This is a genomic window from Pseudomonas sp. GW460-12-10-14-TSB1 (genome assembly GCF_017349775.1).
GTDB classification, from domain to species: Bacteria; Pseudomonadota; Gammaproteobacteria; order Pseudomonadales; family Pseudomonadaceae; genus Aquipseudomonas; species Aquipseudomonas piscium.
On record NZ_JACNAC010000002.1, the window covers coordinates 68,845 to 84,349 of the forward strand.

The following is a 15,505-nucleotide window of genomic DNA, read 5'->3' on the forward strand; positions in this document are numbered from 1 at the left end:
ACTGCTGATACAGGACACAAACACCCCCTCTCTTATAGTCCGCTTCCACACCGACCGCCTCCCTCGTGAATCGCGAGGTGGTGCCGGGACCGGAGCGCATGCGACAACGGTTGCGTGATCAGCGACCAGGCTCGATGAAACATCCGAGATTGCGCTGTTCCTTCAGTCCAACTGTAGACGGTTGCCAAGACGATATTGCTCTATCGATAAATATCGTTACATCACCCCTCGCACCCCGCCTTCGCTCGCCTAGTCTCTGCGCGCCCGAGGTCGGCGACAAGCGCCCGCGGCCCCCATGGCAGAAATAAAAACCTGCCGACCGGTGCCAGCTACAGGATTGGCAACCCTGTTATTATCCGCGGCAACTTTTCACCTCATTTCCCTTCCAGCCGATCACGAGCGAATTCATGAGCACTGACAAGACCAATCAGTCCTGGGGCGGCCGCTTCAGTGAGCCCGTCGACGCCTTCGTCGCCCGCTTCACCGCCTCCGTCACTTTCGACCAGCGCCTCTATCGTCACGACATCATGGGCTCGATCGCCCACGCCACCATGCTGGCCAAAGTCGGCGTACTGACCGATGCCGAACGCGACAGCATCATCGACGGCCTGAAAACCATCCAGGGCGAAATCGAGGCGGGCACCTTCGACTGGCGCGTCGACCTGGAAGACGTGCACATGAACATCGAAGCACGCCTGACCGACCGCATCGGCGTCACCGGCAAAAAGCTGCACACCGGCCGTAGCCGCAACGACCAGGTGGCCACCGATATCCGCCTGTGGCTGCGCGACGAAATCGATCTGATCCTGGCGGAAATCACCCGCCTGCAAAAAGGCCTGCTGGAACAAGCCGAGCGCGAAGCCGACACCATCATGCCGGGCTTCACTCACCTGCAGACAGCACAGCCTGTGACCTTCGGTCATCACATGCTGGCCTGGTTCGAAATGCTCAGCCGCGACTACGAGCGCCTGGTCGATTGCCGCAAGCGCACCAACCGCATGCCCCTGGGTAGCGCCGCGCTGGCCGGCACCACCTACCCGATCGACCGCGAGCTGACCTGCCAGCTGCTGGGCTTCGACGCCGTCGGTGGCAACTCGTTGGACAATGTGTCTGATCGCGATTTCGCCATTGAGTTCTGCGCCGCCGCCAGCCTGGCCATGATGCACCTGTCGCGCTTCTCCGAAGAGTTGGTGCTGTGGACCAGCGCGCAGTTCCAGTTCATCGATCTGCCCGACCGTTTCTGCACCGGCAGCTCGATCATGCCGCAAAAGAAAAACCCGGACGTTCCGGAGCTGGTTCGTGGCAAGAGCGGCCGCGTGTTCGGCGCCCTGATGGGCCTGCTGACCCTGATGAAGGGCCAGCCCCTGGCCTACAACAAGGACAACCAGGAAGACAAGGAACCGCTGTTCGACGCCGCCGACACCCTGCGCGACTCGCTGCGGGCCTTCGCCGACATGATCCCGGCGATCAAGCCCAAGCACGCGATGATGCGCGAAGCGGCGCTGCGCGGCTTCTCCACCGCCACTGACCTGGCGGACTACCTGGTGCGCCGCGGCCTGCCATTCCGCGATTGCCACGAGATCGTTGGCCACGCCGTGAAGTACGGCGTGGAAACCGGCAAGGACCTGGCGGAAATGAGCCTGGAAGAACTGCGCAAGTTCAGCGACCAGATCGATCAGGACGTGTTTGCCGTGCTGACCCTGGAAGGTTCGGTCAATGCCCGTGACCACATCGGTGGCACGGCCCCGGCTCAAGTCAAGGCAGCGGTGGTTCGCGGCCAGGCGTTGCTGAGCAACCGCTAAAAGCCAGCGCGGGCAAGCCAGGCTCCCACAAGAGCATGGCTTGCCCGCGATCAGCGACCTGAAACCTTCCTACTTCTTGCTGGCGATCATCGCCAGGAACTGCGGCATCGCCGCGTCCTTGTCCGCCGCGACCCGCTGCACATTGGGCATCTGCTCCAGCCGCGCCATCAAGGCCTTGGCCGCCGGCATCTCGGCCAGCAAATCCACACCGAACAGCTTCTGCCCTACCGCACAGGCCAGGCTGACGCTGTACAAGAAATACAGATCCGCCACGCTCAGGCTGCTGCCCGCCACATAAGGGGCGAACTTGCCGTGCCTGGCCAGCGAGGCGAACCCCAGCACCAGCTCGTTGTGGGATTTTTCCTTGATAGCCTCGGGGACCGCCGTACCGAAGAACGCCTCGCCGTAACAGGCCCGCGCCGGCAGCTCGATGTAAAGCTCGATCTCCTTGGCCAGCGCCAGCGCCTGGGCACGCTCGAACGGATCGCTTGGCAGCAGCGCCGGACCCGGCTGGCTTTCAAGGTATTCGAGGATCACGCTGGTTTCATTGATAAAACCCTGCTCCACCCCCAGCACCGGTACCTTGCCACGTGGGCTGATGGCCAACGCCTCAGGGCTTTGCCCGGCGTAAAACGGCACTTCTTCGAAAGGCAGAGCTTTTTCCAGCAACGCCAGTTTCACCATGTTGTAGTAATTGCTGACGGCGAATCCATAAAGCTTGAGCATCACGTAGCCTCCAGGCCGGGTACGGGGTTGGCAGCCACTCTTATAGATCCTCGACAGCCGACTGGCCAGCAGCATCAGGCTCCTGAATACGGGTAAACTGACGACCTTTCCTTGAGGAGCCTGCCATGAGCGAGCCAATCCCCGACGCCAACCAAGACGACAACGACGAAGAAGCGTTCGCCGAAAACACCCTGATCGAAGCGATCGAAAACCAGATCGAAAGCGACAACCCGCCCGCGGCCAAGGCCACTTTCAACAAGCTGACCCTGGTTGGCTATGAGCGTGACGAAATCCTCAACCTCATGGCTCACGTCCTGGCGGTGGAAATCGACGCGATCCTCGAAGAAGACCGCGCGTTCGACACTCAATGGTACGAAGCCGCGCTGCGCGCCCTGCCCGAGCTGCCGCCCGAGAAGAAATAAGCCCGCCACGCCTCGCGCCCGCACCTGGCCGGCGCGATTGCGGGCCTTGGCTACACTGGTACGCGCCCTGCGGCCAAATACCGCCGCCCAGGGGCGTAAAAGTCCGCAGCGGACACTGGACAGGCTGCACAACTGCGGTCACCTTAAGGACGCTGTCGTCTAATTCCTAGAAAGTCTGGAGTCCTTATGTCGTATACCCCTGAGTTGGTTGCCGAACTGGAAATCCTTGTACTCTTCAACCTGGACAGTTCCCAGGAAGGCCTGAAAATCCATCAGACCGCTGCCCCCCAAGCTATCGCCGCCGCACGACGCCTGTTCGAAAAAGAGCTCATTACCCAGCCCGATGGTGGTTACCTGACCAGCCTGGGCCGCGATGCCGCCGAGCATGCCCAAGGCCTGCTGACCATTCTGACGGTCAAAGAAGCCGCCTGAACGCTCTCCCCTACGGCCCTCGGAATCCCCGCCTGTCGGATTCCGCGGGCAAGCTCCAGCCTCACGCTGGAAATCTGACGTCAAAAATAAAATTCAACTTAAAGCTCGCCCTCGACTGGCTGTAAACTCCTCCGCATACAAAACCTCCCACGTTCAAGCTTCGCGAGCCTGTTTGAATGACCCGCACCCATGAAATCCGCCCAGATCTGGACGAGGGAATCGATCGCAAGGTTCTCAGCCAGTTGCGCGCGCGCTTTCTGAAGCTCAACGAAGGGCGCCTGGGCCGGGCCATGGAGGGGTTGTCGCCACGCCAGCAACTGGTGCTCAACCTGTTGCCGCTGTTCTTTCACGTCAACCACCCGTTATTACCGGGCTATGTGTCGGGCGGTACACCCGCCGGGCTGTCGAACTACGAGCCCGACACGCCGACGCTCAACGAAGCCCAGCGCCTGACCCGTTCGTTTTCCTACAAGGCCCGGCCCAGCAATGCGCCGCGACCTATCCACGGCCTGTTCCTGATGGGCAGCCTGGGTACCCTGGCCCAGGCCGACCAGAGCGATATGGACGTGTGGGTCTGCCATGCGCCCGACCTCGGCGAGAACGAACTCGCCGAACTGCGCAAGAAATGCCTGCTGCTGGAAGCCTGGGCCGCCAGCCAGGGCGCCGAGGCGCACTTCTTCCTGATCGACCCCAGCCGCTTTATCCGTGGCGATCGTGACACCCAGCTGAGTTCCGACGATTGCGGCACCACCCAGCACTACCTGCTGCTGGACGAGTTCTATCGCACCGCCATCTGGCTCGCCGGACGTACGCCGCTGTGGTGGCTGGTGCCGGTATACGAAGAAGCCCGCTACCACGAGTACACCCATACGCTGCTGTCCAAGCGCTTCATTCCCGCCGATGAAAACCTCGATCTTGGCCATCTGGCCCATATTCCACCGGGGGAATTTATCGGCGCCGGGCTCTGGCAGCTGTTCAAGGGCATCGAGTCGCCGTACAAGTCGGTGCTCAAGTTGCTGCTGACCGAGGTCTACGCCAGCGAACACCCGCGGGTGGAATGCCTGAGCCTGCGCTTCAAGCAGGCAGTGTTCGCCAACCGCCTGGACCTCGACGAGCTGGACCCGTACATCGTGGTCTACCGGCGCATCGAGGAATACCTCAAGGCCCGCGGCGAGCCGGAGCGCCTGGAGCTGGTGCGTCGCAGCCTGTACCTGAAGGTCAACCGCAAGCTCACTGGCAACAACGGCGCGCGCAACCCGAGCTGGCAGCGCTCGCTGCTCGAACGGCTGGCCCACGAATGGGGCTGGGATCAGCGCCAGCTGGCGATGCTCGACAGCCGCAGCCAGTGGAAAGTCCGCCAGGTCAGCGCCGAACGCCGGGCCCTGGTCAATGAACTGAACTACAGCTACCGCTTCCTGACCCAGTTCGCCCGTACCGAGCAGACCCTCGGCCTGATCAACAAGCGCGACCTGAATGTCCTCGGCCGTCGCCTGTACGCGGCCTTTGAACGCAAGGCCGGCAAGATCGAGTTCATCAACCCCGGCATCGCCCCGGACCTGGCCGAAGACACCCTGACCCTGGTGCAGGCGCCCAATAAGAAAGAACCGGGGCAAACCCACTGGGGCCTGTACAACGGCAGCCTGAATGCCCTGGAGTGGGAACATTTCGCGCCGATCAAGCGCAGCCGCGAACTGCTGGAGCTGCTGACCTGGTGCCATCGTAACGGGGTGATCGACAGCAGCACGCGCCTGGCGCTGCATCCGGGCAGCAGCGACCTGAGCGAGTTCGAGCTGTTCAATCTGCTGGGCAGCCTGCAACAGACCATTGCCCTGCCCCTGGGCACCGTCAGCGAAGAACGCCTGCTGCGCACCAGCGTGCCCAGCGAAGTGCTGATCCTGGTGAACGTCGGCCGCGACCCGCTCAAGCACCACCGCGACCTGAACATCCTGATGACCACCGAGCGCACCGACTCCCTGAGCTACGCCGGGGTGCGGGAAAACCTGGTGCTGACCCTCGACCAGGTGACGCTCAACAGCTGGAACGAAGTATTGGTAAGCCGTTACGACGGCGCCCATGCCCTGCTCGACTGCCTGCGCGACTATCTCAACAACCTGCCGCGCGGCCCTGAGCAGCCGAAGCTGCGCGTGCGCTGCTTTTGCCACAACCGCGCCCAGTTCATCGCCCAGCGGGTCGAAGAGCTGTTCGACACGGCGCAGAACCTGTTGCTCAGCCAGCTCAATCACCGCTACCTGATCCAGGTGCAGCAGCATTACCACGTGCTGGAGCTGGTGCCGGGCCAGGTCAATCATGTGGCGCTGGCAAGCCTGCCGGCGCTGATCGACTACCTGGGCGAAGAACAGTCGAGCTACAGCCCGCTGCACCTGGACCCGATGGCCCTGGAAGAACACGACCTGGCGCTGATCCTGCCGATGGGCCAGCCTGACTGCATCCAGGTGTTCTACCGCGTCGTCGAGGCTCAGGCCGAGCTGTACGTACTGGATGAGTTCGATGCGCTCTGGCAGCAACGCCTGCCCTACCACGACGAACAGAGCCTGCTGGTTCCGTTGCAACGCTTCCTGCAGTCGATCCTCTATCGGCGCGATGCCCAACTGCCGATGGAGGCCTCCCAGGCCCTCGTGCCACTGGACATTTTGTATTACCAGATATTGCCTTCAGGCAGCACAAGGGCTCGCCGGGTCGAGCCGCGCCCGGCGCCACAAACGCCGGCGAACAAAGCCTTTTATGACGTGCAGGGCATCATCGGCAAAGCCGCACCGGGGCAGGTGCAGGTCACCCTGTATTGCAATCAACGGGAGTTTTCCGAGCTGGAGCATGGCGACCAGTTGTTCGCCGCGGTCGCCCAGGAGATTGTCGGCCAGCGCCGCGAAACCGAACGCTATCGCTGCTACATCACCGACCTGGACCTGTCCGGCCTGCTCGGTGACCACCACGGCTCAAGCAACCTTTACCTGCGCTACAAAGCCGACCTGGAGCGCGCCTTGAACGACGCGCTCGAGCAGGTCTAGCCGGTCAAGAAGTGCCCGTCAGAGGTGAAAATCGCCAGCCGCTTCAGGTTGGTATTCCACTTCCAGCAACGTCAGCTTCAGGGTCTTGCCGCCGGGTGCCGGCCAGTCGATGTACTGCCCGACCTGCAAGCCGAGCAAGGCGCTGCCCACCGGCGCCAGGATGGAGATCCGGCCTTCGTCGGCGTTGGCGTCCTGTGGATACACCAGGGTCAGGTGATAGTCCTTGCCGCTGCCCTCTTCGCGGCAATGCACGCGCGAATTCATGGTCACGACACCAGGCGGGACTTCATCGTGGCCCACCAGGGTTTCGGCGCGATCCAGCTCGGTCTGCAACGCAATGACGCCTGGCAGCGTGTCGTCCAGGCTGTCGATCAGGCGCTCCAGACGCTGCACGTCGAGGCGGGTGAGAATGATGGAAGGTGCGGTGCTCATGATCCAGGCAGACTCCTTTTTTCGGCACAAAAAAGCAAAACCCCGTCCAGATAAGACGGGGTTTTCACCGGCCTCGATGTGGCGAGGCGTAACCGGACACTACCACAGCAGCACAAATAAACAAGCCGCCGGGCCTTTGTGCCTGGGCTAGCCCATGCCGGGCGCCGCCGCCCGCTTGCGCTCCAGCGCCTGGCGGCAGATGACTCGCCGTCGCTCATCGTCCGCCGAGCGCCATTCGCGAATGTCTTCGACATGCCGGAAACAGCCCTTGCAGACTTTTTCCTCGTCCAGCCGGCACAAGCTGATGCAGGGCGAGGCCACCGCCGGGCTGACATTGCTGTACAACGGCTTGGGCGGGCGCGCCGGGGCGGTTGGCGTCACGGCCTCAGAGCCCTTCGAACTCGAGCTTGATGTCGGCCTGCTCGAGAACGATGCGCTCGAGCATTTCGCCCAGCTGCTCTTCGCTCTTGTCGCACATCCAGCGTTCGCTTTCTTCGTCGTAGTCGAAGTGGAAACCGCCGGAGCGCGCGGCCAGCCACAGCTGACGCAGCGGTTCCTGGCGGCTGAAGATCACCTGGCTGCCGTTTTCGAACTTGACGGTGAGCACACCGGCGGAGCTCTCCAGATCGATATCCAGGTCACTCTCATCGAAAATGTCCTCCAGCGTCTGCTGGGTGGCATCGACCAGGTCGTGGAAACGGGCTTCAGTCAAACTCATTGCGGGAACCTCGAAAAGTGTCTACTCACGCTCAAGCGCCGCAAGATACGGGCGCATCCGGGCGAATGCAAAGGATACCGATCAAGGGCGCGGGCAGCAGAGAAAATATCCCCGCAGCTGCCGCGCTCGGCGCCTGCGCCCGGGGCAAAGGCCCGCCGGACGGGTATTCCAGCGCATAGGCAAGCCGCTGGGTGGCCGGTATACTCGGGCGCAATTAACGCATTCTCAAGGATTTCGCCATGAAGCGCCTGATCTCTTCCCTTGCTGCGCTCGTCGCGGTTGCCTGCCTTGTCACTGCCTGCGGTCAAAAAGGCCCGCTGTATCTTCCCGATGACAGCAAATCCCCTGAAGACCAAGGTCACTCGCAGTCGCACAAGCACGACACCAACTAAGGGAACCCCATGGACGCTTTTAACTACCGCGACGGTCAGCTGTTCGCGGAAGGTGTAGCGTTGTCCGCCATTGCCGAGCGCTTTGGCACGCCGACCTACGTCTATTCCCGAGCGCATATCGAAGCGCAGTACCACGCGTACGCCGATGCCCTCGCCGGCATGCCGCACCTGGTCTGCTTCGCGGTAAAGGCCAACTCCAACCTGGGTGTACTGAATGTCCTGGCGCGTCTGGGCGCCGGTTTCGACATCGTCTCCCGCGGCGAGCTGGAACGCGTCCTGGCAGCTGGCGGCGCGGCCGACAAGATCGTTTTCTCCGGTGTCGGCAAGACCCGTGACGACATGCGTCGCGCCCTGGAAGTCGGCGTGCACTGCTTCAACGTCGAGTCCAGCGACGAGCTGGAGCGCCTGCAACAGGTCGCCGCCGAACTGAATGTTCGCGCGCCGGTCTCGCTGCGGGTCAACCCGGATGTAGACGCGGGCACCCACCCGTACATTTCTACCGGCCTGAAGGAAAACAAGTTCGGTATCGCCATCGCCGATGCCGAAGACGTGTACATCCGCGCGGCACAGCTGCCGAACCTGGAAGTGGTCGGCGTCGACTGCCATATCGGCTCGCAACTGACCACCCTGGCCCCCTTCATCGATGCCCTCGACCGTCTGCTGGACCTGGTCGACCGCCTGGGCGAGTGCGGCATCTACCTGCGCCACATCGACCTCGGTGGTGGCCTGGGCGTGCGCTATCGCGATGAAGAGCCGCCGCTGGCCGCCGACTACGTCAAGGCCGTGCGCGAACGTCTCGACGGCCGCGACCTGGAACTGGTCTTCGAACCCGGCCGTTTCATCGTCGCCAACGCCGGGGTACTGCTGACCCGGGTCGAGTACCTCAAGCACACCGAACACAAGGACTTCGCCATCGTCGACGCGGCAATGAACGACCTGATCCGCCCGGCCCTATACCAGGCCTGGATGGACGTCAGCGCCGTACGCCCGCGCGATGGCCAGGCCCGTATCTACGACATCGTCGGCCCGATCTGCGAAACCGGCGACTTCCTGGCCAAGGAACGTCAGCTTGCGCTGGAAGAAGGCGACCTGCTGGCCGTGCATTCGGCCGGTGCCTACGGTTTCGTCATGAGCTCCAACTACAACACCCGCGGTCGCGCTGCTGAAGTGCTGGTCGATGGTGAACAGGCTGTTGAAGTGCGTCGCCGCGAGACGGTAGCCGAGTTGTTTGCTGGCGAAAGCCTGCTGCCGGAGTAGAACCATGCTGCTGCGTTTTACCAAGATGCACGGCCTGGGTAATGACTTCATGGTCCTCGACCTGGTCAGCCAGCACGCGCACATCCTGCCCAAACATGCCAAGCAATGGGGCGATCGCAACACCGGTGTCGGTTTCGACCAGTTGCTGATCGTCGAGGCGCCGAGCAACCCGGACGTGGATTTCCGCTACCGGATCTTCAATGCCGACGGCTCCGAAGTGGAGCAATGCGGTAACGGTGCGCGCTGTTTCGCCCGCTTCGTGCTGGACAAGCGCCTGACCACCAAGCGCCAGATCCGCGTCGAGACCAAAAGCGGCATCATCGAACTGGATGTGCGCAACGACGGTCAGATCAGCGTCGACATGGGCGCGCCGCGCCTGGTGCCCGAGCAGATTCCGTTCGTGGCGCCGGCCCAGGCCTTGAGTTACCAGGTCGAAGTCGATGGCCAGACCGTCGAGATGGCCGCCGTGTCCATGGGCAACCCCCATGCCGTGCTGCGGGTCAACGACATCAACAATGCGCCGGTGCATGAGCTGGGGCCGAAGATCGAACATCACCCGCGCTTCCCGGCCCGGGTCAATGTCGGCTTCATCCAGGTCATCGACCGTCAGCGTGCGCAGTTGCGGGTCTGGGAACGTGGCGCCGGGGAAACCCAGGCCTGCGGTACCGGCGCCTGCGCCGCCGCAGTGGCCGCGATCAGCCAGGGGTGGATGGATTCGCCGCTATTGATCGACCTGCCGGGCGGGCGCCTGTCCATCGAATGGGCAGGCCCTGGCCAACCGGTGAAGATGACCGGCCCGGCAGTGCGCGTATACGAAGGACAGGTGCGTCTTTGAATGAGCGAAAACCATGACTGATCAGCCTCAGGTTCCAGCCGAACAGCCCGACGAATCTCCTTGCGAAAACCTCGAGGCGGCGGCGATCGCCGCGTATCTGGAGGCTCATCCGGACTTCTTCGTCGAGCATGAAGAACTGCTCCCTGCCTTGCGCATTCCCCATCAGCGCGGTGACACCATCTCGCTGGTGGAGCGGCAGATGAAGATCCTGCGCGAGCGCAACATCGAGATGCGCCACCGGCTTTCGCAGTTGATGGACGTGGCCCGCGACAACGACCGGCTCTTCGAGAAGACCCGCCGCCTGATTCTCGCGCTGATGGATGCCAACAGCCTGGAAGACGTGGTGATGAGCGTCGAAGACAGCCTGCGCCAGGACTTCCAGGTACCGTTCGTGAGCCTGATCCTGTTCAGCGACAGCGCCATGCCGGTAGGCCGCTGGGTCACCGCCGCCGACGCCCAGACCGCCATCGGCGGCTTGCTGACCGAAGGCAAGAGCGTCAGCGGCAGCCTGCGCGAGCATGAGCTGGACTTCCTGTTCGGCGAAGAACAGCGCCAGCAGATCGGCTCCAGCGCCGTGGTCGCCATCGCCCATCAGGGCATTCACGGCGTGCTGGCCATCGCCAGCCGCGACCCGCAGCACTACAAAAGCTCGGTGGGGACGCTGTTCCTCAGCTACATCGCCGAAGTCATGGGCCGCGTGCTGCCGCGCTTCACTCACTCGCTACGCTCGGTTCGCTGACCATGGAACGACAATTGGACGCCTACTGCGAGCACCTGCGCAGTGAGCGCCAAGTGTCGCCCCATACGTTGCAGGCCTACCGCCGCGATCTGGAAAAAGTGCTGGCCTTCTGCGCCAAGCAGCAGGTTTCCAGCTGGTCCGACCTGGACATCCAGGGCCTGCGCAGCATGATTGCGCGCCTGCACCAGCAGGGCCAATCGTCCCGCAGCCTGGCGCGCCTGCTCTCCGCCGTACGCGGCCTGTATCACTATCTGAACCGCGAAGGCCTGTGCAATCACGACCCGGCCAACGGGCTGGCGCCGCCCAAGGGCGAGCGTCGCCTGCCCAAGACCCTGGACACCGATCGTGCGCTGCAACTGCTCGATGGCGCGGTGGAAGATGATTTCCTCGCTCATCGAGACCAGGCGATTCTTGAGCTGTTCTATTCCTCCGGGCTGCGCCTGTCGGAGCTGACCAGCCTCGACCTCGAACAGCTGGACCTGGCCGATGGCCTGGTGCAGGTCCACGGTAAGGGCAGCAAGACCCGGGTCCTGCCGGTCGGCAAGAAGGCCCGCGAGGCGCTGCAGCTGTGGCTGCCGCTACGGGCGCTGAGTAATCCGCCGGACGACGCGGTGTTCGTCAGCCAGCAGGGCCGGCGCCTGGGCCCACGGGCGATCCAGCTACGGGTCAAAGCCGCCGGCGAGCGCGAGCTGGGACAGAACCTGCATCCGCATATGTTGCGACATTCCTTCGCCAGCCACATGCTGGAATCCTCCCAGGACCTGCGCGCCGTACAGGAACTGCTGGGGCACTCGGATATCAAGACCACGCAGATCTATACCCACCTGGACTTCCAGCACCTGGCAGCGGTCTACGACAGCGCCCACCCACGGGCCAAACGCAACAAAGGCGGTGAGTAATGACGATCAAGCTGATCACCTTCGACCTCGACGACACGCTGTGGGATACCGCGCCCGTGATCGTCAGCGCCGAAGCCGTGCTGCGCCAGTGGCTGACCGACCACGCCCCGCAGCTGGGCGGCATACCGGTGGAGCATCTCTGGGCCATCCGTGAGCGGGTGCTGAACAACGAACCGGGGCTCAAGTACCGCATCAGCGCGCTGCGCCGGCGGGTGCTGTTTCATGCGCTGGAGGAAGCCGGCTATGACCAGGGCCAGGCCAATACCCTGGCCGACCAGGGCTTTGAAGTGTTCCTGCATGCCCGGCATCAGCTGGATATCTTTCCCGAAGTGCAGCCGACCCTGGAAGCGCTGGCCAACCACTTCGCACTGGGCGTGGTCACCAACGGCAACGCCGATGTGCGCCGCCTGGGGCTGGCGGATTACTTCAAGTTCGCCCTGTGCGCCGAAGACATTGGCATCGCCAAGCCCGATTCACGGCTGTTTCACGAGGCCCTACAACGGGGCGAAGCGACACCGGACACCGCCGTGCACATCGGCGACCACCCGGGCGACGACATCGCCGGGGCGCAGCAGGCCGGCTTGCGGGCCATCTGGTTCAACCCGGCCGGCAAGGTCTGGGAGGCCGAGCGGCTGCCGGACGCGGAAATCCGCAGCCTGACCGAACTGCCGAAACTGCTGGCGCGCTGGCACAGCGGCGCCTGATAGCTCGATCACCGCAATACGGTGTCATCGCCCAACAAGCGCCCATGAAAAAGCCCGCAGCGACGGCGGGCTTTTTCAGCAAGCAAGTGGCGGGCGCTTAGATAGGCCGGCTACCGTACTTGTTATCAGGCTTCTTGGGCGGATCGGCAACCACATTGGCCTCGACTTCCTGCACTTTACCGCCACGGGCCAGGAACTCCTCCATGGCGCGCGCCAGTGCATCACGCTCTTTGTTCTTGGCTTCGACACTCGGCAACTCGTCTACCGAGACGGCAGCCTTGGCCTTGCCTTTGGCGGTCGGGGCAGGAACATCACTGCCATCGTCTTCCGCCACATCGTCGGCGGCCGCTTCAAGACCTTCTTCGGTTTCGTCTTCGTCGCCTACTTCGAGGTCGTCGTTTTCCAGATCATCGTCGCTCATGTTCTACCTCATGACTTGCGAAAAGCAGATTAGTTATAGCCCAGCTGAGCCGACTGTCGAAGGCCGCTGGAAAAAAATCAACATCCACTGATAACCAGCGGCTTATGCCTTATCACCGTGCAAGGTGGCAAGGACTTTGCGGGCACCGCCATGATCGCGATGCTCGCCCAGATAAACGCCTTGCCAGCTGCCTAACGCCAAGCGACCTGCCGATACCGGCAAGCTCAATTGACAGCCTAGCAAACTGGCCTTGAAGTGCGCCGGCAGATCATCGGGCCCTTCGTCGTCATGTTCATACCCGGCCATGCCTTGAGGCACCAGGGTGTTGAAAAAACGCTCGAAGTCACGACGAACCGCAGGGTCGGCATTCTCGTTGATGGTCAACGAGGCCGAGGTATGCTGCAGCCACAAATGCAACAGACCGACCCGACATGCCTTCAGTTCAGGCAGGCCGGCGAGTAACTCGTCCGTTACCAGATGAAAGCCCCGGGGCCTTGCCCGCAGGGTAATCAGAGTCTGTTGCCACATACAGTTCTCCGCACATTCGGCGCGCATTCTAGCGCGCTCTGGGAAAAAACAAAGTGTCGAATATTCCTCCAATGCTGTAAGTCATTGACCCGAAAAAAAAGCACTCGTCAAACGGGCTGACAAGCTCTGGGAAAAACCTTTCAGCTGTCTCTCAATGACAAAACGCAGGCAAAAAAATGCCCGGCAAGCCGGGCACTTTTTTCTGGCGTAATTACAGGTTGTAACCACGCTCGTTGTGTTGCGCCAGGTCGAGGCCGACCGACTCTTCTTCCTCGGTGACACGCAGCCCGATGACCACATCCAGCACCTTGAGGATGATGAAGGTCACGATCGCGGTGTAGATCACTGTGAAGCCCACGCCTTTGCACTGGATCCATACTTGCGCGGCGATGTCGGTCACGGTGCCGAAGCCGCCCAGCGATGGCGCGGCGAACACGCCGGTGAGGATCGCGCCGAGGATACCGCCAATACCGTGCACGCCGAAGGCGTCCAGGGAGTCGTCGTAGCCCAGCTTGCGTTTCAGGGTGGTCGCGCAGAAGAAGCACACCACGCCCGCTGCCAGGCCGATCACCAGGGCGCCCATCGGGCCTACGGTGCCAGCGGCAGGCGTGATCGCCACCAGGCCGGCAACCACACCCGAGGCGATGCCCAGGGCACTTGGCTTACCGTGGGTCAGCCACTCGGCGAACATCCAGCCCAGCGCCGCGGCGGCGGTGGCGATCTGGGTCACCAGCATCGCCATGCCGGCGGTGCCGTTGGCGGCGGCGGCGGAACCGGCGTTGAAGCCGAACCAGCCGATCCACAGCATGGCCGCGCCCATCAGGGTGTAACCCAGGTTGTGCGGCGCCATCGGGGTGGTCGGGAAGCCTTTACGCTTGCCCAGCACCAGGCAGGCCACCAGGCCAGCGATACCGGCGTTGATATGCACCACGGTGCCGCCGGCGAAGTCCAGCACGCCCCAGTCCCACATCAGGCCGCCGTTGCCGGACCAGACCATGTGCGCGATCGGCGCATAGACCAGGGTGAACCAGATGGCCATGAAGATCAGCATGGCGGAGAACTTCATCCGCTCGGCGAAGGCACCGACGATCAGCGCCGGGGTAATGATGGCGAAGGTCATCTGGAAGGTGATGAACACCGCTTCGGGGAACAGCGCCGCCGGGCCGGTCAGGCTCGCCGGGGTGACGCCGGCCAGGAAGGCCTTGCCCATGCCGCCGACGAAGGAGTTGAAATTGACGACGCCCTGCTCCATGCCGGTGGTGTCGAACGCGATGCTGTAGCCATAAATGACCCACAGGATGCTGATCAGACCGGTAATGGCGAAGCACTGCATCATCACGGAAAGAATGTTTTTCGAGCGCACCATGCCGCCGTAGAACAGCGCCAGGCCGGGAATGGTCATGAACAGCACCAGGGCCGTCGAGGTCAGCATCCAGGCGGTGTCGCCGGAATTGAGGACTGGGGCTGCCACTTCGTCTGCCGCCATGGCCAGGCCAGGCATTACGAGGGACAAAAGGGCTCCTAGCCCTGCGATTTTACGCAGAGTCATATTGTTTTCTCCTGGGGCGTTGGGTTTGGGGCGGCTTAGATGGCGTCGGTATCGGTTTCGCCGGTACGGATGCGAATAGCCTGTTCCAGATTGACCACGAAGATCTTGCCGTCACCGATCTTGCCGGTGTTGGCGGCCTTGGTTATCGCCTCGATGACCCGATCAAGATCCTTGTCGTCGATGGCGACGTCGATCTTCACCTTGGGCAGGAAGTCGACTACGTACTCCGCGCCGCGATACAGCTCGGTGTGCCCCTTCTGCCGGCCGAAGCCTTTGACCTCAGTAACGGTAATGCCCTGCACGCCGATCTCGGACAGCGACTCGCGCACGTCGTCCAACTTGAACGGCTTGATGATGGCAGTGACTAGCTTCATGAAACTTTCTCCCGAATTGGTGGACTTGCCCCAGGAAAACAAACCCGACTCAAGTCTAAGCGCAGTGCCTGGCTTTGTAACGCATCGTCGGCCTTCCTCGACCAGAGCGACGCCAGCTAACCGCTGCTGACGAAACACTTCCCCGCTCCGCCTGCCGCACTGCATTCGTCACAGCGACTGCATCAGTGCATGGGTCATCAGCGACTAAGCAGAAACCTTGCCATCTCGTGAAAACCCACTGATTTCAGT

The 15,505-nt window shown here is 62.5% G+C and carries 18 protein-coding genes; 10 read left to right on the forward strand and 8 right to left on the reverse strand.

The window, feature by feature from the left end; genetic code table 11:
• Window positions 1–407 precede the first annotated feature (407 nt).
• Window positions 408–1,802: an argininosuccinate lyase gene (argH, locus tag J4D52_RS01820; protein WP_025807056.1), complete on the forward strand. Its 1,395-nt coding sequence runs from the start codon at window positions 408–410 to the stop codon at window positions 1,800–1,802.
• A gap of 69 nt (window positions 1,803–1,871) precedes the next feature.
• On the opposite strand, the gene J4D52_RS01825 is transcribed toward argH, so the two are convergent.
• Complete coding sequence (locus tag J4D52_RS01825; RefSeq protein WP_102676157.1) at window positions 1,872–2,528, reverse strand: glutathione S-transferase family protein; 657 nt, start codon at window positions 2,526–2,528, stop codon at window positions 1,872–1,874.
• Window positions 2,529–2,653: 125 nt separating this feature from the next.
• On the opposite strand from J4D52_RS01825, the gene J4D52_RS01830 reads away from it, so the two are divergent.
• The 3 genes from J4D52_RS01830 (at window position 2,654) to J4D52_RS01840 (ending at window position 6,408) form a co-directional block, all read left to right on the forward strand.
• On the forward strand, window positions 2,654–2,950 hold the full coding sequence (locus J4D52_RS01830) for a hypothetical protein (RefSeq protein WP_025807054.1): 297 nt from the start codon (window positions 2,654–2,656) through the stop codon (window positions 2,948–2,950).
• A 186-nt stretch (window positions 2,951–3,136) separates the two neighbouring features.
• Window positions 3,137–3,382, forward strand: a complete 246-nt coding sequence (locus tag J4D52_RS01835) for a TIGR02647 family protein (RefSeq protein ID WP_023967863.1) — start codon at window positions 3,137–3,139, stop codon at window positions 3,380–3,382.
• 176 nt (window positions 3,383–3,558) lie between these two features.
• Window positions 3,559–6,408 carry a class I adenylate cyclase gene (locus J4D52_RS01840; protein WP_102676156.1) on the forward strand — a complete coding sequence of 950 codons (2,850 nt, stop codon included), beginning with the start codon at window positions 3,559–3,561 and terminating at the stop codon, window positions 6,406–6,408.
• 18 nt (window positions 6,409–6,426) lie between these two features.
• On the opposite strand, the gene rnk is transcribed toward J4D52_RS01840, so the two are convergent.
• From rnk to cyaY, 3 genes are all read right to left on the reverse strand, one after another.
• Window positions 6,427–6,840, reverse strand: a complete 414-nt coding sequence (gene rnk, locus J4D52_RS01845) for a nucleoside diphosphate kinase regulator (protein ID WP_007926672.1) — start codon at window positions 6,838–6,840, stop codon at window positions 6,427–6,429.
• A gap of 147 nt (window positions 6,841–6,987) precedes the next feature.
• On the reverse strand, window positions 6,988–7,221 hold the full coding sequence (locus J4D52_RS01850) for a DUF1289 domain-containing protein (protein ID WP_053263079.1): 234 nt from the start codon (window positions 7,219–7,221) through the stop codon (window positions 6,988–6,990).
• A gap of 4 nt (window positions 7,222–7,225) precedes the next feature.
• Entirely contained in the window at window positions 7,226–7,558 is a 333-nt protein-coding gene (gene cyaY, locus J4D52_RS01855; RefSeq protein ID WP_025807051.1) for an iron donor protein CyaY, read from the reverse strand.
• Window positions 7,559–7,797: 239 nt separating this feature from the next.
• Here cyaY and lptM point away from each other — a divergent pair, with 239 nt between their 5' ends.
• From lptM to J4D52_RS01885, 6 genes are read left to right on the forward strand one after another with little or no spacing between them, the layout of a single operon-like run.
• Entirely contained in the window at window positions 7,798–7,950 is a 153-nt protein-coding gene (lptM, locus tag J4D52_RS01860) for an LPS translocon maturation chaperone LptM (RefSeq protein WP_007926668.1), read from the forward strand.
• 9 nt (window positions 7,951–7,959) lie between these two features.
• Window positions 7,960–9,207 (forward strand): diaminopimelate decarboxylase, encoded by a 1,248-nt coding sequence (gene lysA / locus J4D52_RS01865; RefSeq protein WP_102676155.1) that lies wholly within the window; start codon window positions 7,960–7,962, stop codon window positions 9,205–9,207.
• 4 nt (window positions 9,208–9,211) lie between these two features.
• Window positions 9,212–10,042 carry a diaminopimelate epimerase gene (gene dapF / locus J4D52_RS01870; protein WP_025807049.1) on the forward strand — a complete coding sequence of 277 codons (831 nt, stop codon included), beginning with the start codon at window positions 9,212–9,214 and terminating at the stop codon, window positions 10,040–10,042.
• A 13-nt stretch (window positions 10,043–10,055) separates the two neighbouring features.
• Window positions 10,056–10,781, forward strand: a complete 726-nt coding sequence (locus J4D52_RS01875) for a DUF484 family protein (RefSeq protein ID WP_025807048.1) — start codon at window positions 10,056–10,058, stop codon at window positions 10,779–10,781.
• Window positions 10,782–10,783: 2 nt separating this feature from the next.
• A complete protein-coding gene (gene xerC, locus J4D52_RS01880) occupies window positions 10,784–11,680 on the forward strand; it encodes a tyrosine recombinase XerC (RefSeq protein WP_016703181.1) in 897 nt (298 codons plus the stop codon).
• Window positions 11,680–12,384, forward strand: coding sequence for an HAD family hydrolase (locus J4D52_RS01885; RefSeq protein ID WP_102676154.1), 705 nt, complete (start codon window positions 11,680–11,682; stop codon window positions 12,382–12,384). Before xerC ends, J4D52_RS01885 begins: the two co-directional genes overlap by 1 nt.
• 97 nt (window positions 12,385–12,481) lie before the next feature.
• On the opposite strand, the gene sutA is transcribed toward J4D52_RS01885, so the two are convergent.
• From sutA to glnK, 4 genes are all read right to left on the reverse strand, one after another.
• Window positions 12,482–12,805, reverse strand: a complete 324-nt coding sequence (sutA, locus tag J4D52_RS01890) for a transcriptional regulator SutA (RefSeq protein WP_007926654.1) — start codon at window positions 12,803–12,805, stop codon at window positions 12,482–12,484.
• Between the two features lie 102 nt (window positions 12,806–12,907).
• Window positions 12,908–13,333 (reverse strand): secondary thiamine-phosphate synthase enzyme YjbQ, encoded by a 426-nt coding sequence (locus tag J4D52_RS01895; protein WP_016703180.1) that lies wholly within the window; start codon window positions 13,331–13,333, stop codon window positions 12,908–12,910.
• Window positions 13,334–13,544: 211 nt separating this feature from the next.
• Window positions 13,545–14,882: an ammonium transporter gene (locus tag J4D52_RS01900; RefSeq protein WP_009051452.1), complete on the reverse strand. Its 1,338-nt coding sequence runs from the start codon at window positions 14,880–14,882 to the stop codon at window positions 13,545–13,547.
• Window positions 14,883–14,917: 35 nt separating this feature from the next.
• Window positions 14,918–15,256: a P-II family nitrogen regulator gene (gene glnK / locus J4D52_RS01905; protein ID WP_002555808.1), complete on the reverse strand. Its 339-nt coding sequence runs from the start codon at window positions 15,254–15,256 to the stop codon at window positions 14,918–14,920.
• Window positions 15,257–15,505: the final 249 nt, after the last annotated feature.